The sequence below is a fragment of the Cutibacterium nasicola genome (genome assembly GCF_052654715.2).
In genome coordinates this window covers 640,547-664,086 of the sequence record NZ_CP199745.2, presented here as the reverse complement: position 1 = coordinate 664,086, position 23,540 = coordinate 640,547, and the positions used below count along the sequence as shown (strand labels likewise).

The following is a 23,540-nucleotide window of genomic DNA, read 5'->3' as shown; positions in this document are numbered from 1 at the left end:
GAACAGTGAACTCGAGACATTCTCGCATTGCCATGAGCTGCCGTGGCCGATCAGAGTCCCGGTGAGACGCTCAGCATGAATTCACCTGATGGATAGATTCACCGGTATGGCGAAGACACCGGAGCTCCCGCTTCTCCGACGGGCTTGTTGGCGTGCCCATGTACGTTGTCGTCGACCCACTCTGGAGGTAATTCGCTGCCTTTGGCAGCCTCGAGGACGAGATCGACTTTCAGCTGGTTACCGGTGACCCTGCCGTGACAGACCAACGCAATTCCTGCGTCCTCGCACACTTCGACGACCGGAAGAAAGTGCTGACTCGTCTGGGTTGACAACAAGCCCACCATCTCACCGCACACCTTGACGCCAACCACTGTTTTCTGAGTCGTCTTGAGTTGTTTTATGCAGGATTCAAGTTCTGCCACCACTGGCACGGAATGCTCGCCGTCAAGTAGGCCCAACAGTGCCTCCATGTGGTCCTCTTCTCGGGTCACCTGCACCTTACGACCCCGCGGCAAGACTGCGACTGGCCCCTGTGGCATTCCGACGGGGGTCGCAATCTCATCGGGTAGCGGCAATGCGATGCTCGCTCCGGCTCGAAAACCGCGCTGATACGTCATCCAGATCGATGCCGGAACTGACAAGCATCGATCCGAGGAGTCAAGAGCCTCGACCACATTGAGATATGATTCCCTCACTTCATCTGGGACCATTCCAACTTGGACATCGTCGATGAAAACGGCAAGTTTGTGATTCACGGTCAGCCTTATGTGGGCGTCGAGATCATCCAGCCGAGCCTTGTCATGCTTACCGTTCTGACCATAAGACTGACAGACTCGAGAAATGCCAGCTTTGGATTTCTTCGTCACCACCAGCTTACGGCTACGGGTACATGGCCCCCACGGGTGAACTGGCACTTGTGTGCGAGCCATCACCGATGCCGACGGTAATGACAATGCGTGACCCCTCAGCAGGATGGGGCGTCGGCCCTGGTCCGTACCTTGTCGTGACAGCGCCGCACGGAGGGCATCATTCGTCGGCACCTCGACATAAGCGCCGAGGGTGCTCATGACGCGTCCGTGAACCTCCATTGACGTCACACCGAGGGCATCCCATTCTGGAGCTATTTCGGCGGCAGCCCATACCGACATGTAACCGATCTGATGACCATTTATGCTTACCTTGAGAGCGTTGTGGTCGTGACTATTCCGAGGTTCACGCTCAACGCATAACGTTGTTAATCCAGCAATCGACCGGGGAACTGTGTAATAGCACATTCCGAAAACATCGTACCGTGTAACTCTGTCCCCGACGTAATAATTCGTCGAAGGCCCCAAAGAATCTACCTTGACAGCCACCCTTGCGGCAGGCAATACATTCTTGCTCCCAATACGATTACCAATGATCGCGAGCCAAAACCCAGCAGCTAACCATATTCCCGCTCTCGGTATGAGAACCATGGCAGAGACAACGAGAGCACACCACCACGGGTGGCGCGCCATGAAGTCCCTCACCACGTTCGTACCTTTGATCATACTTCGACCCATCGACCACTGGCCTGATTGACCTTGCCTGCCCCGTTCCGTTGAGCGCAACGACCAGTCTTGGATGTTGTTGTCGCCCGTATCGTCGTGGCAAGCACACAGCGGATCGGGACGATCCACGCCTGCTGTGGAGATGGGATGCCATCACCACGACTCGCCGGAGAACCTCCGTGGGAGTACCCAGGTGCCCAATCCCTGCCCGTGGCGCCTACCCCCCCTCCACCAACGCTGATACTGGTAGACACCCGGAATGGCTTGCCGCGTACCAGCATGACCTTTGACTGCAATGGCATCAGGTGTCCTTGCAGACACGACGTAGCTACAAGCTTACACGAAGGAGCATCACTCAGGACGCGCTGGATGCAGTCCGAGGCTGTTCATTTTTCCTCACCGTTGTGGCATCACATTCCGCGCACAGCCGCACTTCGACTGAACACGAGGCGGTCGGGGCGACAGGACTCGAACCTGCGGTCTCCTGCTCCCAAAGCAGGCGCGCTAGCCACTACGCTACGCCCCGTCTCATCGCGCCTAGCGCAACAAGAACATCAACAGCTTAGTGGAACACCCTGTCGTTCGGCCAATGGGACACCACACCACATCGCGATCTCGTCACTTCAGCACCGATTGGATTGCATCCGCGACAACGTCCGGGCGGTCCAGCATCATGAGGTGGTGGGAGTTTTCCACCACGACGAGGTCGGCCCTGAGCATTGGGGCCAGACGTTCGTGACGATCCAACTCCTGCTCCTGGCCTGAGTACACCGCCGACAACAGCACCGTCGACAGGTCAGGCCAGGGATGCTCCGAACGCACGGCCAAGAGGTCCCATGCCTGCTGGTCATACCCAATCCACTCGGCTACCGCCATTGCCATGGCGTCAGGGCTCCCGTACACCCGATGAAGCCGGTGTTCCTGGAATTGACGCCACACCGCCGACCCGGATCTCATGGTTTGCGCCATGACGCCGATGGCGAAAACGCTACGCCCCAACGTTCCCGCCGCTGAATCCACAACCCTGTACACCGCGTTCGGCAAGGCGAGGCTTCGACGACGCGGCGGATGGATCGGCCATTCCACCGACGGATCCACGAAGACGATTCCGGCGACGGCGTCAGGATGGATACGAGCGAAGGCTTCGGCATGGAAGGCCGCCATGGAGTGGGCGACGAGAATGACCTTCCGTGGCTCCCTGGTGTCCCAACGTGCTTGGATGAGCTCAACCAGATCTCTCAGACTGGCGATCTCTTCGTCCAGGTCGGGATAGCTCCCTGGCCAGACCGTTCCGCCGAGCCCTGGTCTGTCATAGCTGACGACGTCAAGATTCTGCAGACGGTCCACGACCGGTGTCCAGAAATCGCTCGACGCCGCGGCGCCGGCCATGAGGAGGATGACCGGGGCGTCAACGCTGTCATCGGGTCCTTCTCCATCGTCGTACACCACGCGTAGTGGTCGTCCGCCCAGCTCCCGAACTGACGTCAAGGCGTCGTGGGAGGAGTCAAGCACCTTGTGACCACACCCGTTGGAACAGCGCGCCTCAGCATCCTCACTCATGGCAATCTCCTGCCTCACACCACACTCGTCAGGGCCTCACGAGGTGCGCGGGCGCACCAGCGGAAAGGCAATCGTCTCGCGAATTGACGCATTCGTCAGCATCATCACCAAACGGTCCAAGCCCATGCCCATTCCGCCCGAGGGTGGCATGGCATATTCGAGAGCTTCCAGGAAGTCCTCGTCGAGCTCCATCGCCTCCGGGTCACCACCAGCGGCCAGCAATGACTGGGCGGTGAACCGCTCCCGCTGAATCACCGGGTCGACGAGCTCGGTGTAGGCGGTACCCACCTCGGACCCGAAGATGATGAGGTCCCACTTCTCCGCCAGGCGCGGATCGTCACGATGCTGACGAGTCAGCGGGGAGACGTCAGTCGGGAAGTCACAGAAGAAGGTCGGCTCGACGGTGACGTGCTCGCTCAGGTGTTCGTGCAGCTCGAGAACCACGTCGCCGCGGCTCCACTTCGGCATCGTCGCAATACCAAGCTTGTCGGCGTATTCGAGGAGTTTCTCCTTGGGGGTGTCAGCGGTGACCTCCTCCCCCAGTCCTCGCGAGATTCCCTCGTTGACGGTGATGACATGCCACTCGTTGGCCAAGTCGATCTCGTGTTCAACGCCCCTGCGGTCGCGTCCTCGGACCACGGTGTCACCGATGGCGTTGCGCGCCGCCGCCAGGATCATCTCGCGCGTGAGATGACGCATCTGCACGTAATCACCATAGGCCTGGTAGGCCTCCAGCATCGTGAACTCGGGGTTGTGGGTGGCATCTGCACCCTCATTACGGAAGTTCCTACCGATCTCGAAGACTCGGCCGGCTCCACCCACCATGAGCCTCTTGAGGTACAGCTCTGGGGCGATGCGCAGGTAGAGGTCCAGATCGTAGGCGTTGACATGGGTACGGAACGGTCGCGCATTCGCACCACCGTGGATCGTCTGCAGGATTGGAGTTTCGACCTCGATGTAATCGTGACTCAGCAGGGTTTCTCGCACCGCACGGATGGCGTTCGACCGAGCCCTCAACTGATCACGAGCGCCCGGGTTCACGATGAGATCGAGGTAGCGCTGTCGAACCTTGGCCTCTGGGTCGTTGAATCCCGATCGGCGCGACGGCAACGGCCGTAGGGCCTTCGCAGCCAACCGCCACGACGTCGTGCCCAAACTCAGCGTTCCATTGCGGGAACTACCCACAGGTCCGGATGCCACGAGATGGTCCCCCAGAGACACCGCATGGCGGAACTCCCGAAGCGCATCGACTCCCAGCACATCACGCTCCATCACGAGCTGACACGACCCGGTCCAGTCGAACAGATCGACGAAGATGACGCCGCCGTGATCGCGGCAGGCATCGACCCGCCCGGACACCGTCATCTTCTGACCGGTCAGTTCGACGATGACGTCGCCGGGACAATGATCGGACGTGCAGTCGGGGGGATAGGCCTCCACCCCGGACTCGATGAGCCGCTCCCGCGTGGCCATCCGGGTACGAACCTGCTCCGGGAGACGCCGCTGCGGAAGGGCGGGGGTGCGCTCCTCAGCCAGGAACTCCGCGATCTCCGGGTGGCCACTGATCGAGTAAATCGGCTGCGGCGGGGGCTCCATCGGGTAGAGCCAGTTCGGAATGTCGAGCTGGCCCTCGGCAATACCCATCGCCAGACCAACCTGCGCCAGGTCAGAGGTATCGGTGAAGTTGAGGTAGCGGGTCTGCCAGCTCGGCTTGTACTTGACGTTGGATCGGTAAAGCTGCTCGATCTGGAACCATTTCGACGCAACGAGCACGAGCCAACGATTGAGACGACGCACCGGGGAGGCGCCCACGCGAGCACCTTCCTCAATCGCCTCGCGGAATACCGCGAAGTTCATTGATACGCGCCTGATGCCAATCTCCGGCCCGGCAGCCATGAGGCCGGCGACCATGAGCTCGGTGACGCCGTTGTCAGCTCCGTTCAAGTCACGACGCATGACGTCCAGGGACAATCCGTCATTACCCCAAGGCGCGAAGGAGAGAATCCCCGCCGTCCGGCCAGCACGCGGGCCGTCGTCGGGGTAGAGCGCCTCCACCATGACACATCGACCGTCGAGCGGATCTCCCAACCGAGAAAGAGCCATGGAGAACCCTCGTTCCTCACCATTCTGACGCCACTTGTCAGTGAGGTCGATAAGTCCCTGAAGCTCCTGCGGGTTGATGTCCTCATGACGACGCACTCGGGTCATGTACCCCATTGCGCGCAACTTGGTGACGGTGTGACGCACCGGCTTGAGGTCGGGGTCGTCAAGGCTGAACGTGGCGGGAGAGATGATGGCCTCGTCGCCGATACGCATTGCCCTCAGTCCGGCCTGATTCCATGCAGTGGCACCTTCCTCAGAAGTGCCGATGACGGCCGGAACCCAACCATAGGTGTGGGCCACGTCGAGGAATGCCTCAATGGCGCCTGGCCACTGATCCACCGGACCGACGGGATCGCCCGAGGCCAGTGCGACCCCCGCCTCCGTTCGATAACACACTGCCGCATGGCCGTTTCGCGAGAACACCACAGCCTTGTCACGGCGCAGCGCGAAATAGCCGAGGGAGTCGGCCGGGTTGTCCTCCAGAAGCCGACGCAGGCGCAGTTCGTCGGACACGCTCATCATGGCGATGTTGCGCTGGGATCGCAGCATGACGACAAGCGCGGCCACCAGCACGAGGGCGAAGAGGAAGGAGATCACCTCCTGCACCCAGTGCGGAGACATGGGTGCTGGTGCCATTCCGGCCCCATTTCCGCGAATGATCCGACCGACAATGCCTACCAACCGGTTGCGAGGTCGCCCGACGCCGCCGGTCAGGGAGACCAGCAGCCAGCCAATAAACCCGGTCGCCAACAGGCCACCACTGAGGACGACGATGGCCTTGCCGAGATTGGCTCGAACCGTGTGTGCCGCAAAGTCCTTTCGATGAGTCAGTAGGGCGACGAGGATCCAGCCAACTGAGAAGACGTTGAACAGATACCCCGCGAGATCGAGGTCATCAAAGGTGTCCGTCGGGCCCCCCACTATGACCTCGGCAACAATGATGACGAAAACCGTGGCCGCGACAAGCCACATCAGCCCGAAAACGACGATGCTCACCCACCAGGCGAATCTCTTGCGCCTCGACAGCGCATCCGCCAGCACCAACAGAACGACGACACCTACCCAACCGAATCCATCGATTGGGAAGATGAACACCGAGAACAGGTTGTTAGCGATTCCAACCCACGCCGTGCGGCTGAATACCAGGCGCAGCACGATGAGGAGGACGGCAACGTTCATCAATCGAGGTATGACGACAACCGGCGTCGACCTCGGATTGGGGGTCGGCTGAGAACCGGATCGTGTCCGGGCTGTCGTTGCTGCTCGCGTCTCAGATACGGAAAGGGACGAAGTCACGCCCCAACTGTGCCACGTGTCGCGGACACAACCAGAACCTCACTCGCGGCACAGTCGTTCTTACCTACTGAAAATGGCACAACCGTGGCACAACGAGACTTGTTCAACCTATTCATGATCCCGACAAACATCGTTTCGGCGACATCACCATGTCAGAAGAGCCAGCTCCTCGTCATCCAGATGCTCACTGACGAGGAGCCGCCTCAACGTCCGTTGACGCAATTCCCCCACCCGGGTCGAGCCGAACGAACTCGTCAGCCCCTCTGGCCACACCGTCGTCATGGCATAGGCAAGAGCCGCTCGGCGTCTGGCAACTCGGTGACCCTGCGCGTAGAGAGGCCCGCCAGGAACGGTCGGAAGGAAAGCTCCCAGCTCCCACACGGCCTCGTCGGCATCCCGGCTCGCGCACCTTCCGGTCCACATGGCTCTCTCGGCACGTATCAGTGGATCTTCCCCCTCGCCCGAGACGACATTGACCCACACATGTCCCGAAGCCAGCTCCGCCAGCTCGGCCGAGGCGATACAGCGGGACATGAACGTTCCTGGCTCGTCCAACGGCAAGTCCCACAACCGCCGCAATCCCTCGTCGCGCAGTTCAGAATCACTCATCCGATGACCCAACCGGAACGCTGCACAGCAGGTGAGAAGCCGAGCAACGTGGTCCTCGGCAGAGCTGAACGGCCGCGACAGGACATTCTCGAGGCCCTCGACGGCCACGTCCAGAGCGGAGAATGGTGCGACCCTCAGGCTCACTGCGCTCATGAGGAGCCATGTCTGTGGTCCGGTGACGGTGCGTGGATCAAAACCGGAAAGAATCTCGTCGCCCCTTGCGCCCACAGCCGTGGCAAGATCGGGAGACCAGCCGATCAATACTCGGGTGGCTCCCCGGGACTCATGAATTGCCAAATCGTGCGCCCCGACCGGCAGCGGGCCGATCGTCTCGCTGGTGTGTTCGATCCCATCGACGAGAATGCCCGCATCGGGGGTGTGACACATCATTTCCTCGGGATGGTCCACGATGGTCTCGGCTGGCAACCACGCAGGAAGGGAGCTCAGCGCCTCCCCGATGTCATCCGCGAACCGACCACGCCACAAGGCCATCCGAGCATTGCCCGGAGTCAAGGCAAGTTCGCTTCCGAGCAGGCTGACGCCCTCGTCCACCGCGTAAGAATCACCCATGTGTTGCCGCCACACCATGAGGACCGGATGCCCGTCGCGGCAAGTTCTGGTGACGACGAGACCGTGAGCCCCAGCCGCCCACACAGCAGCAGGGAGCGGATCGTCAAGGACCCAGATCGGACCGGGAACCGTCACTTTTGCCGTGTCGACGCCGGGGGGCATGGTGATTCCGGCGACGAGCTCGGCCTCGTCGGATTGGCGTAGCCGGGCAGACAGCACCGCTCCGCACGGGTGGGTCCACATCCACGAACAGTCGGCGGCGGACTCCTGACATGACACCAGGGTCCACGGCTGACCGACGCTGATGTGACTCATCCTGACCTCCAGACCCGACTCAACCGTCAGTGATGCCGACGTTGGCAACGTGGGCACCAGAACAGGTGACGCCCTCCCTGTGCGACCATCTTCACCGGCGTATTGCACACCAGACATGGCTGATTCTCTCGTCGGTAGACGTAGACCTCGCCACCGTGGCGATCAACGCGAGGTGGTCGCCCCATCGCCTCCGGAGTGTGCTCCGGCCCGACGGTGTCAATGCGGCCTGCCTCGACCCCGGCGCGCATGAGCATGACCAGATCATCCCACATTGCCAGCCATGTCGAGTGGGAAATCTGCGTGCCAGGGGTCGCTGGATCGATCCGATGCCGGAAGAGGACTTCAGCTCGATAAATGTTGCCGACCCCTGCTGCGATCTTCTGGTCCAGCAACAGGTCACTGATCCGGCGAGTGGACCGTCGCACCTTGCGCCACGCAGTCTCGGGGTCTGCGCCGTCACGAATGGGGTCTGGCCCGATCGTTGTCGCGACCGCCGCCCAGCCATCGTCGTTGATGAGTTCGCAAGTCTGGGGTCCACGCAGATCCGCAGCCGTGACACCGTCGGTGATGCGCAGTCTGACGTGCCCGACCACCGGAGCTGACGGCCCCACCTCAAGCTTCCCGACAAGCCCCAGGTGGATGTGAAGCAGGTGATCGTCACGATGATTGTCGAAATCAACGACAAGGTGCTTGCCCCATGCCTCGGCAGACGCCAGTACCGTCCCGTCGAGCATGGCTGCAGACTCGGTGAAACGGCCTTGCGGCGAGGTGACCTCAACCGGTTCTCCGGCAAAGGCGTTACCAATGGCGGTGGCAAGACGATGGATGACGTGGCCTTCAGGCACAGACGGTTGTCCTCTCGAGGTAGATGGGATGACGTGGTAATCGTGGACTGATGAGTACGGCGAGGTGTACTTGCGGCAGGATGGTCACATGAATGCCTCGGCCCACGGCAAAACCCGACGCACCCACGACCACGGACGCGGCCGTGGACCCATTCTCGGTGGAGACCGCGCCTTGAGGGTGCGCGAATTTGCTGAGCAATCTGAGCCGGCCGCTGGGCCCCAGATGCCCGAGCCAGGCCGAGAGTGGCCGACCGTGCTGGCGGATCTTCGTCGTCGAGCCACCGCCAGCCCGGTCAGAGAGTCTGATGAGGACGGCTCAACCCAGTGAGCCCTCGTCCTGCCAGCGAGTGAGTTTGTCAATACGACGCTGGTGACGGTCCTCATGGGAGAAGTCCGTCGTCAGGAAGGTCTCGACGATCCTCCACGCTTCCTCGTGAGTCTGCATCCGGCCACCAAGGGACACGACGTTGGCATCATTGTGGAGACGGGCCAACTCGGCAGTCTCGACGGTGTAGGCAAGCGCAGCACGAATTCCCTTGACCTTGTTGGCCGCGATCTGCTCGCCGTTCCCCGAACCGCCCAGAACGATGCCCAGGGAACCAGGCTCAGCTACGACGGCCTGAGCGCACGGAATGCAGTAGTCCGGGTAATCGTCGAGGGAATCGTAGCTCGTCGCGCCGTGGTCGACGACCTGGTACCCAGCCCTGGTCAGCCTGTCGACAAGGAACTCCTTGAGCTCGAAGGCCGCGTGATCGGTACCAATATGAACGTGTGAAGGCTTGAAGGTCATGGTTCAATCATGGCACCGATGTCCAGCCGGTTGGCCCTTTACAAGGGATCAACTCCGCTAGCGTGAAGGGTATGGCTGAAAGCACCTCATCCGTCCAGGCCCCTGACCCCTATCGCTTGGAGCTTGTCACCAGCGACGGTTCTCGCAGCGACGAGGTCGACAATGTCCTGCGTGCCGTGGCACTGGGCTTCCACCAGGCACAACCATCCGACGCCGAGCTCGAGCACTACGCCACCTATGTCGAGGGTCAACGGTTGTGGACGATCCGGCAGCCTGACCCAGATCCGGAGTTCCCGGGACTCCCGGTCGCCACGATGGCCGCGTACCCCAGCACCATCAACACCGGACATCGTCATCTCGAACCGGCCACCTTCATCACCGACGTGACCGTGCGTGCCAGTCACCGCCGTCGTGGATTGCTTCGCACCCTCATGACGAATGCCCTTGGCCGGTCCAAGGAGGAGGGTCTGCCCTTTGCCGCGCTGACGGCCACCGAGGGAAGCATCTACGGACGTTTTGGCTACGGCATCTCCACTCGTGCTCAGAACGTCGAGATCGTCGCGGATGGCCGGTTCAAGCTCAACCACGAACCGAGCGGAACGGTATCGATGGCCGATCCGCTGACCATCGATGATCTGCGCCTCAAGGTGTTCTCCGAGTTCCATCATGCCCATCGAGGTTCCCACAACCGTCAGTCCTGGCATGTCGATTTCGCCTCCGGACGCTGGAACCCCCAGAAGGATGGCCCGAACCGTCGGGTCCGTTCGATCGTCCACCACGATGACGACGGAGAACCTGATGGCGTCGTGTCTTACGAAATTGACAAGGACTTCGGCTCGCAGATCACCGTCGTTGACATGGTGGCCACCACCCCGAATGCTGAGGTCGCCTTGTGGGAGTTCCTGGCCTCCGTCGACCTTATCGAGACGATCAAGGCACGGCAGGTCAATCCCGCTACGCCGCTACCGTGGGCGGTCGAGGATCCGAGGGTGATCAAGTTCACCAGTCACACTGATCTCGGGTGGCTCCGCATCCTTGACGTCGACCGGGCGATGGCAGTGCGAGGCTGGGATCACCAGGGCTCGGTGACCTTTCACGTCACCGACTCGATGGGCTACGCCGAGGGTACGTGGCGTGTCGACGTCGATGCCCCAGGAGCACCAGCCACGGTAACTCGGGTCGACGATTCCACTGATGCCGCCACCCTCGATGTGGCTGCCCTCGGGTCACTGTACTTCGGCATGGGACGCGGGTTCTCGCTGGCCGCTGCCCACCGCATCACCGGTACTGACGAGCAGATCGCGGCCGTCGACCGGATGTTCTCCACCGTCGACGTGGCTCACAACATTTCAGAGTTCTGAGTTCTCATCAGGACGTTGTGGGCCGGGCGTTCGTGCCCGGCCCACATGTGTGTCCTGCCAGCTGTGTCCCGCGTGGCGGCCCGGGAAGATCGACCATCACGCAACGGTTGTGACTCCCTGTGGGCCGTTTTCGAGCAGGTATCGGAACCCCGCCTCGTCGAGAATCGGACGACCTAGTTCGCGTGCCTTGGTTTCCTTGGACCCTGCGTTCTCTCCCACAACGACGTAGTCGGTCTTCTTCGACACCGATCCGGCGGCCTTGCCCCCTCGGGAAACAATGGCCTCCTTGGCCTCGTCACGGGTCAATCCCTCCAGACTTCCCGTGACGACCACAGTCAGCCCTCCCAGGGTCTGCTCGGGTGCCTCGTCGCGATCGTCGGCCATTCGTACCCCAGCTGTAGCCCACCGGCTGACGATGTCTTGGTGCCAGTCGACCTCGAACCACTGCTGCACCGATTCCGCAATGATCTCGCCAACCCCGGCGACCCCGGCGAGCTCCTCCAAGGATGCTTCCCGGATGGCCGGGATCGAACCGAAGTGGGTGGCGAGTGCCCTGGCCGCCGTCGGCCCGACGTGCCGGATCGACAGCGCCACCAGAACCCGCCACAGTGGCTGGGCCTTGGCCTTGGCCAACTCGTCGAACATCTTCCTGGTCGTGGTAGTTGGCACGGAGGGCTTCTTCGCCGTCGGCTTCGTGAAGAAGTAGGGCTCGAGCTGCCAGGGGCCCACCTTCCCGCGCATCTTCCGACGACGCCACACCTTGACCTCGGCCAGGTCGTCGGGCTGTAGGTCGAAGAGCCCTGCTTCTGAGTTGAGCACCGGGACTTGCCGGTCCGGAAGCCCCTCGGCAACCTCACCCTCATCCGGTCGCTGATTCTCCGGGTCGACCAGAGCGATGGCGGCTTCCCATCCGAGCGCCTCGACATCGAGGGCGCCGCGCGACGCCAGCCCGAAAACACGTTCTCGCAGCTGAGAAGGGCATTCCTTGGCGTTCGGGCAGCGAAGATCCTTGTCACCGTCCTTTTCGTACGCTAGCTCAGCGCCGCAGCTGGGGCAGTGATCGGGCATAACGAACTCCCGCTCCGAACCGTTACGCAACTCGACAACCGGGCCCAAGATCTCGGGAATGACGTCGCCGGCCTTCCGCAATACCACGGTGTCTCCGATGAGGATTCCCTTGCGCTTGACCTCGAAGGCGTTGTGGAGGGTGGCCATCTCGACAGTCGATCCCGCAACGGTCACCGGCCTCATGACCCCGTACGGCGTGACGCGGCCCGTTCTCCCGACATTGACACGAATGTCAAGGAGCTCAGTGTTTACCTCTTCCGGCGGGTACTTGTACGCGATGGCCCATCGGGGAGCTCGAGAAGTTGCACCAAGCTTGCGTTGCAGAGAGACGTCATCGACCTTGACCACCACACCGTCGATCTGGTGGGAGGCCTCGTCACGCGACTCTCCCCAGGAAGTGACGAACTCATGCACCTGCTCGGCGTTCTCGACGATCTTGAGGTACGGCGACACCGGCAAGCCCCATTCGGCGAGCTTGTCGTACGCGTGTCCCTGGCTGGGAAACTCATGTCCTTCAACGGCGCCAAACCCGTGAACGATCATCGACAGGGGACGTGAAGCCGTCACCCGCGAATCCTTCTGTCGCAACGATCCCGCGGCCGCGTTACGAGGATTGGCGAAGGGATTCTTGCCAGCCTCGACGAGACCGGCGTTGAGGTCGGCAAAGTCGGCGACCGGGAAGAAGACCTCACCTCGTACCTCGAGCAGGCTTGGGATGTCGTCGCCAGCCAGTTTCTGCGGGATCGCCTTGATCGTGCGCACGTTCGCGGTGACATCTTCACCAATGCGACCGTCGCCACGGGTGGCCCCCGAGACGAGTTCACCATCGCGATACACGAGATCGACGGCAAGGCCATCGATCTTGAGCTCGCACAGGAAGTCCGGGACTCCCCCGACGGACGTGGCGACCCTGTTCATCCACTCCGAGAGCTCGTCACGGGTGAAGACATTGTCCAGACTCAACAGGCGCTCCAGATGCTCCACCGGGGCAAAGTCGGTCACCCGCTGTGGAGCCCCAACTCGCTGGGTGGGTGAGTTCGGGGTCCTCAACTCAGGGCGATCGTCCTCGAGCTTCTTCAGCTCAATCATGAGTTGGTCGTACTCGGCGTCGGAAATCGTCGGGGCGTCGTTGGCGTAGTAGGCGTCCTGGGCGTCCAGGACGCGTTCGGTCAGCTCAGTCCAGCGATGACGCGCCTCGGACTCGGACTCACTTGCCTCCAACTCGTCGCCTCGGGTGGGATCGTCAACCATGGTCCCATCCTTGCGCAGTTCCCATACCTGTGCATTCGGGTATCAGTCGACCTGCCTCCCACAACGAGGTGTGGTGGCCGCGGAAGCTCCGCGGCCACCGGTCCCCACAGTGGTTTTCAGACTCCGGTAGCCGGAAGTGCCCCGGCGAAGTCTCCTGGCCTGCTCGGCGTCACGGTCGGAGCGGTGGAGGAAGGAGCCGGCGTGGTCGGGGCCGACGGCCCGTCACCAGACGGCTTCACCAACCAACCACCATCAGCAATGGAAGCACCAGTCAGGCAATGTTTGAGCTCGTCGAGAGTGTAGAAGAATGAGTTCACCGAGATCGGACGACAGCCACGTCCGAAAGTAGCCTGCTGCTCGTTGAGGAGCATCCGGACGACCTTCTGCCCTGACCCCGACTCGAAGACGTCCCACTGCACGTTGGAGGCCAGCGGAGCCACCTTGGCACCCCGCCAATCTGTGGCCTGCCAGAAATTGGTGTCCTGCGGGCTGATCTGGGTACGAGATCCAGGTGCGCCGATGAGCGCCTCGAAGGGAACGAGGGTCTCAGCGTGGGCGAACCGCAAGGTCGCCGATCCCTTGGGATGGTCCTTGGTCTGCTGATCGATCTGGGCCAGGAAATCGTTAAGAAGAGGGCGGGCATTGCGATGGGCGATGTCCGATCCCTGGAAGCCGGGACCCTTCTCGGCGTAGTCCTCAGCGTCGAGGGACATCGCGAAGACATTGGCCTGGTCCTTCGTGAAGTACTTGGCGAAGTCGACCTTGGTCTCAGCAGCCATCGAGGGAGCGATGATGTACAGGTTGTACAGGTTGAGGGCCGCGTCGACGTCGTTTTTGGCCTTCTTGCCCTCGGGGGTCTCGAAGGTCCACTCCCCTGCTGCCAATCGGTCGACGAAGTCCTTTGTATAGATCTTTTCCAGAACCTCACGGGCGGCCTTGCGAACCTCCGGACGCGAATTCACCGCATCGACGTAATCAGAGAGTTCCTTGCTGTCCTGGTACTCCTTGTAAGCCTTGTAGTCCGGGTTCGACTTGTCCTTGTGGAAGTACAGCGTCTTGGTGTCGGCCTTGATGGCGCGTGACATATGCCCGCTCATCTGCGGGGCACCATGGAGCAATCCAGTGACAAAGTCGTATCCGGACTCCGCAGCACGCGGTTCTCCCGAGGACTCCACGACGACCGTGTTGTCTTCCCCGTTGAAGATCTCGGGCATCCGGTGGGCCAGACGCTCACCCAGTTGACGATGCTGATCAGCTCCCACCTCGGTGAGGTTGCCGTACCCCCTCTCGAGCTTGTTGCCCTTGCTGAGCTCAACTCCGTCGGCCTCCATGTGGGCCCAGGTGTCCTCGTTGCCGAGATTTTCATTGGCCTCATGAAGTTTCATGGCCTGGGCGTGAACATCCTGGCCGAGGGGAGTCACAGCTCCCAACTCATTGGCCTTTTCCCAGATCGCCATCGTCAGGGCGTCGTACTTGAAGCTCGACAGGCCACGAGAGCCGTGGCGGGCAACGACCTGAGTGTTGACGGGGTGAAATCCGGCGGGCGGGGCCTGCAAGGTGCCACCGGAATAGCGATACGGAGTCTTCGTCGACAGCGAGTCGTCGGTGTCAGCATGAGCAATTGGTGCACAGGTGATGGCCAGACACCCGACAGCCATGGCGCCAAGAACACGGAAAGGTCTGGAAGGCATGGTGTGCTCCCGAGAAGATCGATCAGTTTGGCCATACCCTCACTGATTCGGGCGTCACCTCCATGTACGGCAGGTGACGCCCGATCAACGCTTCAATGGTCTCCCGGTGACAGTCCCAGATGCGGATCAATCCAGGATCGGCCCCACGGTTCGGGTCCGCTTCAGCTCGAAGAACCCGGGGTAGGCCGTCACTTTCTCGAACCCGTCAAAGAGCTCACCAGCCTCCTCACCCTTCGGAGCAGGGGACATCACCGGCCCGAAGAGTGCCATGCCATTGATGTGGAGAACGGGAGTACCGACGTCCTGTCCGACCGGATCCATACCTTCGTGGTGTGACGCACGCATGGCCTCATCGAACTCTCCCTTGTCAGCACGATCCGCGATGGACTCGTCGTAGCCGCTCTCCACCAACGCTGCCTTGACGGTCTCGATGCTGCGCTCCTCCTTGCCAAGGTGGTAGCGGGTTCCAAGGGCGGTGTAGAAGTCGCGGACAGCTTCCTGCCCGTGCACCTCGACGACGCCAGTGGCAGCCTGAGCGCCGATCCACGCCTTGTCCATCTCGGCACGATAGCCGTCCGGCAGATCACGTCCCTCATTGAGGACGGCCAGGCTCATGACGTGGAAGACGGTATGGACGTCACGGACCTTCTCCACCTCGAGCATCCAGCGTGACGTCATCCATGCCCAGGGGCAGGACGGATCAAACCAAAAGTCAACTGTTGTGGTCATGGCTCCAGCCAACCGCACGCGCCCCCACGCGTACACCCCGACCCTGTCATTGTTCGCGTAAGGCGCAGTAATGACGCGAGACACAGTTCTCACTTAACGAGACAGTGAAAGGCAAGGACCGATACAGTTTTGCGGAAATGGTTGGGGCTTTCGTACACCCTCAACTGACGCACGTTCCACGGAGGCATGATGAGTTCGGTCAACATCACGCGTGAGGAAGCGCAGCAGCGCTCCCAGGTCATCACAGCGCACAGCTCCAAGGTGCTCGTTGATCTTTCTGGGCGTGACCCCAACGGCGATCCGCTCGCCGAGCCGACCGACACCTTCGTCTCCTCGTCGACCATCGAGTTTTCGTCAACCGGTGGCGAGAGCCATCTTGACCTCATTGCTGACGGTGTCTACGCCGCAGACCTCGATGGCACCCCGCTGGATCCAGCCGCATTCTCGAATAATCGTTTCCCGTTCACCACGGAAGCGGGAACTCACGAAATCACGATTACGGCGCTGTGCCGCTACTCCCATTCGGGTGAGGGCCTGCACCGTTTCGTCGACCCGGCTGACGGTAAGGTTTACCTCTACACCCAGTTCGAGATTGCAGATGCCAGGCGTATGTACGCCGATTTCGAGCAGCCCGATCAAAAGATGACATTCGAGCTGCAGGTCATCGCTCCGACTGGTTGGACCGTCGTTTCAAACTCCCCCACCCCAGAACCCACGGAAGGCCCTTGGGAAGGGATGTCACGGTGGTGTTTTGAGCCCACCCTTCCGATTTCGACGTATCTGACGGCCCTTGTCGCCGGCGAATACCACGTCGATCACGGAACCATTCACGCATTGTCTGGCGAAATGGACGCTGACATTCTGTGCCGTCAGTCGATGAGAGAGTACCTCCACGCCGACCAAATCCGCACCACCACACAACGTGGATTTGAGGTTTACGAGTCCGAATTCGGTTACCCGTACCCCTTCGGCAAGTACACCCAGTCCTTCGTGCCGGAATTCAACGCCGGAGCCATGGAGAACGCTGCCTGCGTCACCCACCGTGACGATCTGCTGTTCCGGTCCCGCGTCACCTCGGCCGCCTACGAGAACCGCGACAACACCATCCTGCACGAGCTGGCTCACATGTGGTTCGGCGACCTCGTCACCATGACGTGGTGGGACGATCTCTGGCTCAACGAGTCCTTCGCCGAATGGGCGTCGCATCACTGCCAGGAGAAGATCGTCGAGCAGCACGGCGGCATTGACCCATGGGTCTCCTTCGCGAACCAGCGCAAGACGTGGGGATACACCCAGGATCAGCTGCCGACTACGCATTCGATCGCCGCTGACATGATCGATCTCGACACCGTCGAGCAGAACTTTGACGGCATCACCTACGCCAAGGGTGCCTCGACCCTGAAGCAACTGGTCACCTTCGTCGGAGAAGCCGAGTTCCTGGCTGGCGTGCGCACCTATTTCGCCCAGAACGCCTTCTCGAACACTGAACTCAAGGATCTCCTCCACCAGCTCCAGGTGGCGTCGGGACGCGATCTGTCCTCCTTCACTGAGCAGTGGCTGCGCACCCCAGGGGTCAACACCGTCCGTCCGGATTACGACGTTGACGAGAACGGCAACTTCACCCGCTTCGACATCGTCCAGACGGCCATCGAGAAGTACCCCACCTTGCGAACCCATCGCTTGGGCATTGGGATCTACGCACTGACCGACGGCAAGCTCGTTCGGACCGAACGCCTCGACGTCGACATCCATGACGAGCGCACCCCGATCGCCGCGCTCGTCGGACATTCCCGTGGTGATCTGGTCCTGTTGAACGACGGCGACCTGACTTACGCGAAGGTCCGTCTGGACGATCATTCGATGGCCACCCTCATCGAGCACATTGACGCCCTGTCTGATCCGCTGGCCCGGGCGGTGTGCTGGAGTTCGGCCTGGGACATGTGCCGCGACGCCGAGATGAAAGCTCAGGACTACGTCGCCCTGGTTGGCAAGGGGCTTCCCAGCGAGACGGATTTGACGGCCGTCACCTCCCTCATTCGCCAGGCCACCACCGCTGCGATCTCCTACACCATTCCTGGAGCTCGTCAGGATGTGCGCAATCGCCTCGTTGCGATCTTGGCGACGGGGCTACGTGACGCCGAGCCCGGTTCGGACCATCAGGTGGCCTACGCCAACGGTCTGACCGCTGCTGCCACGAAGGATGCCGCCGACCTGCTCAAGGGGTGGCTGAACGGCGAAGAGGTGCCCGAGGGGCTCGACATCGATCAGGGAATGCGTTGGCGTCTCCTCATCGCCCTGGCCAGTATGGGCCGAGTCGGCGAGCCGGAGATCACTACTGAATTGCAGCATGACAACACCATCTCCGGATCGGAGCAGGCCGCTGGCGCTCGCGCTGCGATGCCAACGGCTGAGGCCAAGCTGACTGCTTGGCACCGCGCTACCACCGACGACTCGGTGCCCAACGAGACCTACCGCCAGCTCGTCAGCCAGTTCATTCAGCCCGATCAGACCAAGGTGCTCTCGCAGTACGTCAATCCTTACCTGGAGCTGTGCAAATCCATCGACTCCCACGAGGGCCAGTGGGCCAAGGCCGGTCACGCCCAGGTCCAGAACGCCCTGATGTGGCTCTTCCCAAGTACCGAGGTCATCGACGGGGCATGGCTCGACAAGCTCGATCGTTGGGTTTCCGAGAACAACCCGGGCAGCACCATGCGGCGCGTTCTGGCCGAGCGCGCTGACAATGCGCGCCGCACCCTGCGTTGCCAGGCGGCCAGCTGTCACTGATCTGTGACACATGAATGTGGCCCCGAACCATTATGGTTCGGGGCCACTATCATCTTTGTGATCAGCACTCACGCTGCGCGACCAGAATCAGTCAACGTTCTTGCTGCCGCGTCCTTTTTGGCGACATGGACTCCCCAGCCAATGAGGGATGAAGGGGATGGCCGCGGAGATCGGCCACACGACACACAGCATGAGCAGGCGTACGGAGCTGAAGTCGACCTCGGGCCAGCCAGGCGAAGTTTTCATGGGCACCGGGGCCAGCGCATCGATCGTGAGCTCGCGTAGCGTCGTCGCGCCGGTTTCAGATCGACCTTGGAGGCTCCATGGGGAGTTGGCAAACACGGACACATGGCGCATCGTGGACTCTTCTCGGTCATGGAAGGCCCGTCTTCCCCGGGTTACCACGTCAGACAGGGACCACCTGAAACCTGACATCTCTCATTGTCATGGAAGATGGTGGGCTTCCTTGATCGCTGTGCTGTGAATTCCTCTCCGTTTGCATCCCCGGGCCTCATTCCTTGAGACTGTCCACAACCTTCTCCGTGACTCTCCCGACGCTGTCCACAGATCTTGAATTGGCTGACGGATCGCCTGATGTCTTGCCGATAACTGTTGGTGTGAACGAACTTGAACTAGCCATGGCGGACAACGGCGGTGTCGTGCGGATACATCGTTTCAGCAGAACACGCGGGCAGGCTGACCGCGCCGTGAAAGCCGGACGCGCGATACGCATGCTCCCGGGAATCGTTGCGGATGCCGGACGAGCTGACGATCCTCGAGTGAAGATGCAAGCGATACACATGTGGCATGCAGATACGGTCATCATTGGTAAAGCCGCCCTCGTTGCGCAAGGAATGATTCCACCCGGCAGCCGGACACGAGAGTTCAGCGCAGTCCACGAGGTGGAGGCGTTTTCACGGACGAGAGGCATCAAACGAGACGGAATCCTCGTACATCGATGGCGGATTCCGCGCCGGTACGTCACCCAATACCGCGACGTGTCCATGGCGATTCCTGAGGCCTCCGTCCTCCTCATGGCCGTTCGAGGAGAATGGGAATGGGTCTGTGAGGCGCTGAGACAAAAACTCGTCACCCCGCGTTCCTGCCGATCAGCTCGTTCCTGCCTGTCGTGGAAGGTCAGCCGTCACCGCATCACTGCAGCCCTGGCCGATATTTCCTTCAATCCTTGGTCAGTGCCGGAATTGTGGTTGTCCCGGGCACTCCGCGCAGTCGGGTTCACCGGGTGGCACTCCAACAAGCGGGTGGACACGGCCGAAGGAGCCTTTACCCTCGACCAAGCCTTCGACGCGGAACGGGTTGGGGTTGAGGTCGACGGTCGCTGCGTACACGGCACACCTGAAGGTTACGAAGCGACCATGCTGCGGTCAGCGAGTTTGGATCGACATGGCTGGCGGATGCTTCACATCACTCCGACAATGCTCAAGCAACGGCCACGATTCGTGCTGGAGTGGCTGGCACAGCGGATCCACAAGCGGCATCGTCCGAAGTTTATGATGTCCGACCGCGACCTTTCGCGGATCATGCTTGGTCTGGCTCCAGCTTAACCGCTGCCATGTCCGCCCTCATCGCACCTCCTTGAGGAGAAACCTGCCGCCACTGCGCCTGACACCGCAGCATCTGTGTTCAAGATGTCTCATCAGCCCGAGTGCAGTCATGCCCGGCGTGGCGATCCCGGTAACACCGCTGAATTCCGTCACCACAACCTCCACCATCATCACTGTCTCACGCCATCTCCAGCCAGCCGCGCTGCACCGCACGGAAATGCCTGGAAAGATGGAGGTGAGACATCTAGGAGGAATCGCATGAGTGACACTGCGCCACAGACCGCCGAGGTTGGCGTCATCGGGATGGCCGTGATGGGGTCTAACCTGGCCCGCAACATGGCCCACAAGGGTTTCCGGGTCGCCGTGTACAACCGCACAGCTTCACGCACCGACGAGGTCATGGCCGAGCACGGCCACGAGGGGACCTTTCTGCCATTCCATGATCTGGCTGACTTCGTCGCAAGCCTCGAGCGCCCGCGCCGCATCGTCATGATGGTCAAGGCCGGTCGTGGCACAGATGCTGTCATCAAGGAGATCACTCCCCTGCTCCAGCCGGGCGACGTTCTCGTCGACGGCGGCAACGCCTACTTCGGCGACACTCGACGTCGGGAGGAAGAGATCCGCCCGACCGGTATCCACTACGTCGGCACCGGCATTTCCGGTGGCGAGGTCGGCGCGCTGGAGGGACCGTCAATCATGCCGGGGGGCTCCAAGGAGTCGTATGAAGCCATCGGCCCGGTTCTGGAGAAAATCTCGGCACAGGTCGACGGTGAGCCCTGCTGCGCATGGATGGGCACTGATGGCGCCGGGCACTTCGTCAAGATGGTCCACAACGGCATTGAGTACGCCGACATGCAGTTCATCGGCGAGGCCCATGCCCTCTTGCGCGCTGCCGGTCTGACGAATGCCGAGGCCGCAGACGTCTTCGAGTCCTGGAACCACGGCGATCTCGATTCCTACCTCGTCGACATCACCTCCCGGGTACTGCGCGCCAAGGATCCTCGCGATCCTGCCACCGACCTCCTTGACGTCATCCGCGACGAGGCAGGGATGAAAGGAACAGGTACCTGGACCGTCCAGACAGCTCTCGAGCTCGGAGTTGACGTCTCCACCATCAGTGAGGCCGTCTTCGCTCGCTCGGTCTCCAGCGCCCTTCCGCTGCGCAAGGTGGGCCAGCAGACCCTTGAGGGGCCGGACCGCACCATCTCCGTCGATGATCGTCAGGCGTTCATTGACGACGTTCGTGACGCCCTGTGGTCCGCGAAGGTCGTCGCCTACGCCCAAGGGCTCGACGAGATCCGCACCGCTGCGACCGAGTACAACTGGGAAGTCGACATGGGCCAAGTCGCCTCCATCTGGCGCGACGGCTGCATCATCCGAGCCTGTCTCCTTCAGCGTATCAAGGACGAGTATGCCGCTGGTGACCTCACCACCCTCCTGGAGGCACCCTCCGTCAAGGCCGAACTGGCTCGCTGCCAGCAGGCATGGCGTCGCGTCGTCGCCCGAGCAGTCGCGGCCGGAGTCCCAGTTCCGGGATTCTCCTCAGCCCTTGGCTATTACGACCAGGTTCGCGCACCACGCCTCAACGCCGCCCTCACCCAGGGGCTGCGCGACCTCTTCGGCGCGCACACTTACCGTCGTGTCGACGACGAGGGTTCCTGGCACGTCAACTGGTCCGGCGATGGACGCGAAGCCCGCGTAAACTGACCTCCCAGCAACTCCACGGCAGCGGCCACCGCAAGTCGCCGTGGCTCTACCCCTGCTCCTGACAACCCCCGCAACTTTTCAAGGACTCCCATGACCACTATTTCCACGACCCACGACTGGTGGACGTCCGCCGTTGTGTACCAGGTGTACCCGCGCAGTTTCGCCGACTCGAACGGCGACGGCATCGGCGACATCCGCGGCATCACCGAACACCTTGACCATCTCGTCGCCCTGGGTGTCGATGCCCTTTGGATCTCACCGTGGTACCCCTCCCCACTGGCCGATGGCGGCTACGACGTCAGCGACTACTGCGACATCAACCCTGACTTCGGGACTCTCGATGACGCTGACGCGCTCGTGGAACGGGCCCACAAATTGGGCCTACGAGTCATCATCGACCTGGTCCCCAACCACTCCTCCGAGGAGCATCCGTGGTTCAAGGAAGCCCTCGCAGCTGCCCCCGGTTCGCCTGAACGCGACCGCTACATCTTCCGAGATGGCCGCGGCGAGAACGGTGAACTCCCTCCGAACAATTGGCCATCGGTGTTCGGAGGTGGTGCATGGCAACGCATCACCGAGCCCGACGGAACCCCAGGGCAGTGGTACCTGCACTTCTTCGACGTCTCCCAGCCCGACTGGAACTGGGAGAACCCGGATGTCCTCAAGGAGTTTGACCGTGTTCTGAGATTCTGGTTCGACCGCGGCGTCGATGGTTTCCGCATTGACGTCGCCAACTCGATGGTCAAGGAATCCGGCCTCCCCGACCTACCCGAGAACGAGGAGATCGGAGAGCTCGTCGGGGACAGCCCGATGTGGGATCAGCCTGGACTGGCGCCCATCCAACGTCGCTGGCGAGCCATCGCCAACGAATACGCCGACACCCCTGGGGGTCCGCGAATGTTCGTCGCCGAGGCATATCTCCCCCACGACCGTCTGGTGCGCTACCTCGAGTCGGACAGGCTACACACCTCGTTCAACTTCGAGTTCCTCATCTCGGCGTGGTCGGCCCGTTCGCTTCGCACCACCATCACCGAATCCTTGGCAGCCCACGAGTCAGTGGGGGCAAGTGCCACCTGGGTGCTGGGCAACCACGATAACTTCCGCCCTGTCTCCCGCTATGGCAAGAAGATTTCAGGTCTGGACTTCTCAGATCCAGCTGCCCCCCATGCCGAGTTCCACGGCACACCGACCGATGTCGCTCTAGGACGCCGTCGAGCCCGCGCGGCCGTCATGCTCGAGCTTGCCCTTCCTGGCGGCGCCTACGTCTACCAGGGTGAGGAGCTCGGCCTGCCAGAGGTGGAGGACCTCCCCGACGACGTCCTGCAGGACCCCACCTGGGAGCGTTCTGAACACACTGACCGCGGTCGTGACGGCTGCCGCGTCCCGATCCCGTGGAGCGGTTCCGAGGCCCCCTACGGGTGGTCATCAGCGAGTGACAGTTGGCTTCCGATGCCGCACGACTGGGCTGATTGGACGGTCGAGGCCGAACAAGACGATCCGTCATCCTTCCTGGCCCTTTACCGCACTCTCCTGGCTGAGCGTCGGAACAACCCTGCCCTGGGAGCCGGGACGATGACATGGAACGAGTCGGCCGACGATGTCCTCGACTTCTCCCGTGAGCCTGACTTCCGTTGCGTCGTGAATTTCGGTGACGAGGCCGTAACCGTGGACACAGACAAGATCATCGTCAGCTCAACTTCACTGGAGATCCACGACGAACTCGCATCCGTCGGCCGTGACCAAGCCGTGTGGCTGCGAGCCTGA

Annotated in this window: 15 protein-coding genes, 1 tRNA gene and 1 pseudogene; 6 read left to right on the top strand and 11 right to left on the bottom strand. The window is 61.6% G+C overall.

The genetic code is table 11. The annotated features are described in order from the left end of the window. Positions 1-98: 98 nt before the first annotated feature. From ACUCCZ_RS03015 to ACUCCZ_RS02990, 6 genes are all read right to left on the bottom strand, one after another. On the bottom strand, positions 99-1,532 hold the full coding sequence (locus ACUCCZ_RS03015; protein WP_435918170.1) for an HIRAN domain-containing protein: 1,434 nt from the start codon (positions 1,530-1,532) through the stop codon (positions 99-101). 453 nt (positions 1,533-1,985) lie between these two features. Continuing rightward, positions 1,986-2,058, bottom strand: a tRNA-Pro gene (locus ACUCCZ_RS03010). Positions 2,059-2,150: 92 nt separating this feature from the next. Continuing rightward, on the bottom strand, positions 2,151-3,092 hold the full coding sequence (locus ACUCCZ_RS03005; RefSeq protein WP_435918134.1) for an alpha/beta fold hydrolase: 942 nt from the start codon (positions 3,090-3,092) through the stop codon (positions 2,151-2,153). Between the two features lie 36 nt (positions 3,093-3,128). Beyond that, positions 3,129-6,374 (bottom strand): bifunctional lysylphosphatidylglycerol synthetase/lysine--tRNA ligase LysX, encoded by a 3,246-nt coding sequence (gene lysX / locus ACUCCZ_RS03000; RefSeq protein WP_462981546.1) that lies wholly within the window; start codon positions 6,372-6,374, stop codon positions 3,129-3,131. 261 nt (positions 6,375-6,635) lie between these two features. Continuing rightward, positions 6,636-7,913, bottom strand: coding sequence for a hypothetical protein (locus ACUCCZ_RS02995; protein WP_435918171.1), 1,278 nt, complete (start codon positions 7,911-7,913; stop codon positions 6,636-6,638). A gap of 98 nt (positions 7,914-8,011) precedes the next feature. Further along, positions 8,012-8,830 (bottom strand): Fpg/Nei family DNA glycosylase, encoded by an 819-nt coding sequence (locus tag ACUCCZ_RS02990; protein WP_435918136.1) that lies wholly within the window; start codon positions 8,828-8,830, stop codon positions 8,012-8,014. Positions 8,831-8,918: 88 nt separating this feature from the next. Between ACUCCZ_RS02990 and ACUCCZ_RS02985 the strand changes: the two genes are divergently transcribed. Then, the gene (locus tag ACUCCZ_RS02985; RefSeq protein ID WP_435918137.1) at positions 8,919-9,158 is read left to right on the top strand and encodes a hypothetical protein; all 240 of its coding nucleotides are present in this window, start codon (positions 8,919-8,921) and stop codon (positions 9,156-9,158) included. On the opposite strand, the gene ACUCCZ_RS02980 is transcribed toward ACUCCZ_RS02985, so the two are convergent. Continuing rightward, positions 9,147-9,620: a ribose-5-phosphate isomerase gene (locus ACUCCZ_RS02980; RefSeq protein WP_435918138.1), complete on the bottom strand. Its 474-nt coding sequence runs from the start codon at positions 9,618-9,620 to the stop codon at positions 9,147-9,149. The two genes, ACUCCZ_RS02985 and ACUCCZ_RS02980, sit on opposite strands and share 12 nt — an antisense overlap. Positions 9,621-9,691: 71 nt before the next feature. On the opposite strand from ACUCCZ_RS02980, the gene ACUCCZ_RS02975 reads away from it, so the two are divergent. Then, the gene (locus tag ACUCCZ_RS02975; protein ID WP_435918139.1) at positions 9,692-10,981 is read left to right on the top strand and encodes a GNAT family N-acetyltransferase; all 1,290 of its coding nucleotides are present in this window, start codon (positions 9,692-9,694) and stop codon (positions 10,979-10,981) included. 96 nt (positions 10,982-11,077) lie between these two features. Here ACUCCZ_RS02975 and ligA read toward each other — a convergent pair whose 3' ends face one another. The 3 genes from ligA to ACUCCZ_RS02960 all read right to left on the bottom strand — a co-directional run bounded on the left by ligA (position 11,078) and on the right by ACUCCZ_RS02960 (position 15,720). Then, a complete protein-coding gene (gene ligA, locus ACUCCZ_RS02970) occupies positions 11,078-13,300 on the bottom strand; it encodes an NAD-dependent DNA ligase LigA (RefSeq protein WP_435918140.1) in 2,223 nt (740 codons plus the stop codon). Between the two features lie 116 nt (positions 13,301-13,416). After that, positions 13,417-14,991, bottom strand: a complete 1,575-nt coding sequence (locus tag ACUCCZ_RS02965; RefSeq protein ID WP_435918141.1) for a histidine-type phosphatase — start codon at positions 14,989-14,991, stop codon at positions 13,417-13,419. A 126-nt stretch (positions 14,992-15,117) separates the two neighbouring features. Then, positions 15,118-15,720 carry a mycothiol-dependent nitroreductase Rv2466c family protein gene (locus tag ACUCCZ_RS02960; protein WP_435918142.1) on the bottom strand — a complete coding sequence of 201 codons (603 nt, stop codon included), beginning with the start codon at positions 15,718-15,720 and terminating at the stop codon, positions 15,118-15,120. A 189-nt stretch (positions 15,721-15,909) separates the two neighbouring features. On the opposite strand from ACUCCZ_RS02960, the gene pepN reads away from it, so the two are divergent. Further along, positions 15,910-18,504 (top strand): aminopeptidase N, encoded by a 2,595-nt coding sequence (gene pepN, locus ACUCCZ_RS02955; RefSeq protein WP_435918172.1) that lies wholly within the window; start codon positions 15,910-15,912, stop codon positions 18,502-18,504. Between the two features lie 68 nt (positions 18,505-18,572). Here the strand turns inward: pepN and ACUCCZ_RS02950 are convergent. Further along, positions 18,573-18,774 (bottom strand): annotated as a pseudogene (locus ACUCCZ_RS02950) (hypothetical protein). Between the two features lie 368 nt (positions 18,775-19,142). Between ACUCCZ_RS02950 and ACUCCZ_RS02945 the strand changes: the two are divergent. The 3 genes from ACUCCZ_RS02945 to ACUCCZ_RS02935 all read left to right on the top strand — a co-directional run bounded on the left by ACUCCZ_RS02945 (position 19,143) and on the right by ACUCCZ_RS02935 (position 23,540). After that, positions 19,143-20,069, top strand: a complete 927-nt coding sequence (locus ACUCCZ_RS02945) for a hypothetical protein (RefSeq protein WP_435918173.1) — start codon at positions 19,143-19,145, stop codon at positions 20,067-20,069. A 258-nt stretch (positions 20,070-20,327) separates the two neighbouring features. Beyond that, positions 20,328-21,776, top strand: coding sequence for an NADP-dependent phosphogluconate dehydrogenase (gene gndA / locus ACUCCZ_RS02940; RefSeq protein ID WP_435918143.1), 1,449 nt, complete (start codon positions 20,328-20,330; stop codon positions 21,774-21,776). Positions 21,777-21,866: 90 nt separating this feature from the next. Continuing rightward, on the top strand, positions 21,867-23,540 hold the full coding sequence (locus ACUCCZ_RS02935) for a glycoside hydrolase family 13 protein (RefSeq protein ID WP_435918144.1): 1,674 nt from the start codon (positions 21,867-21,869) through the stop codon (positions 23,538-23,540).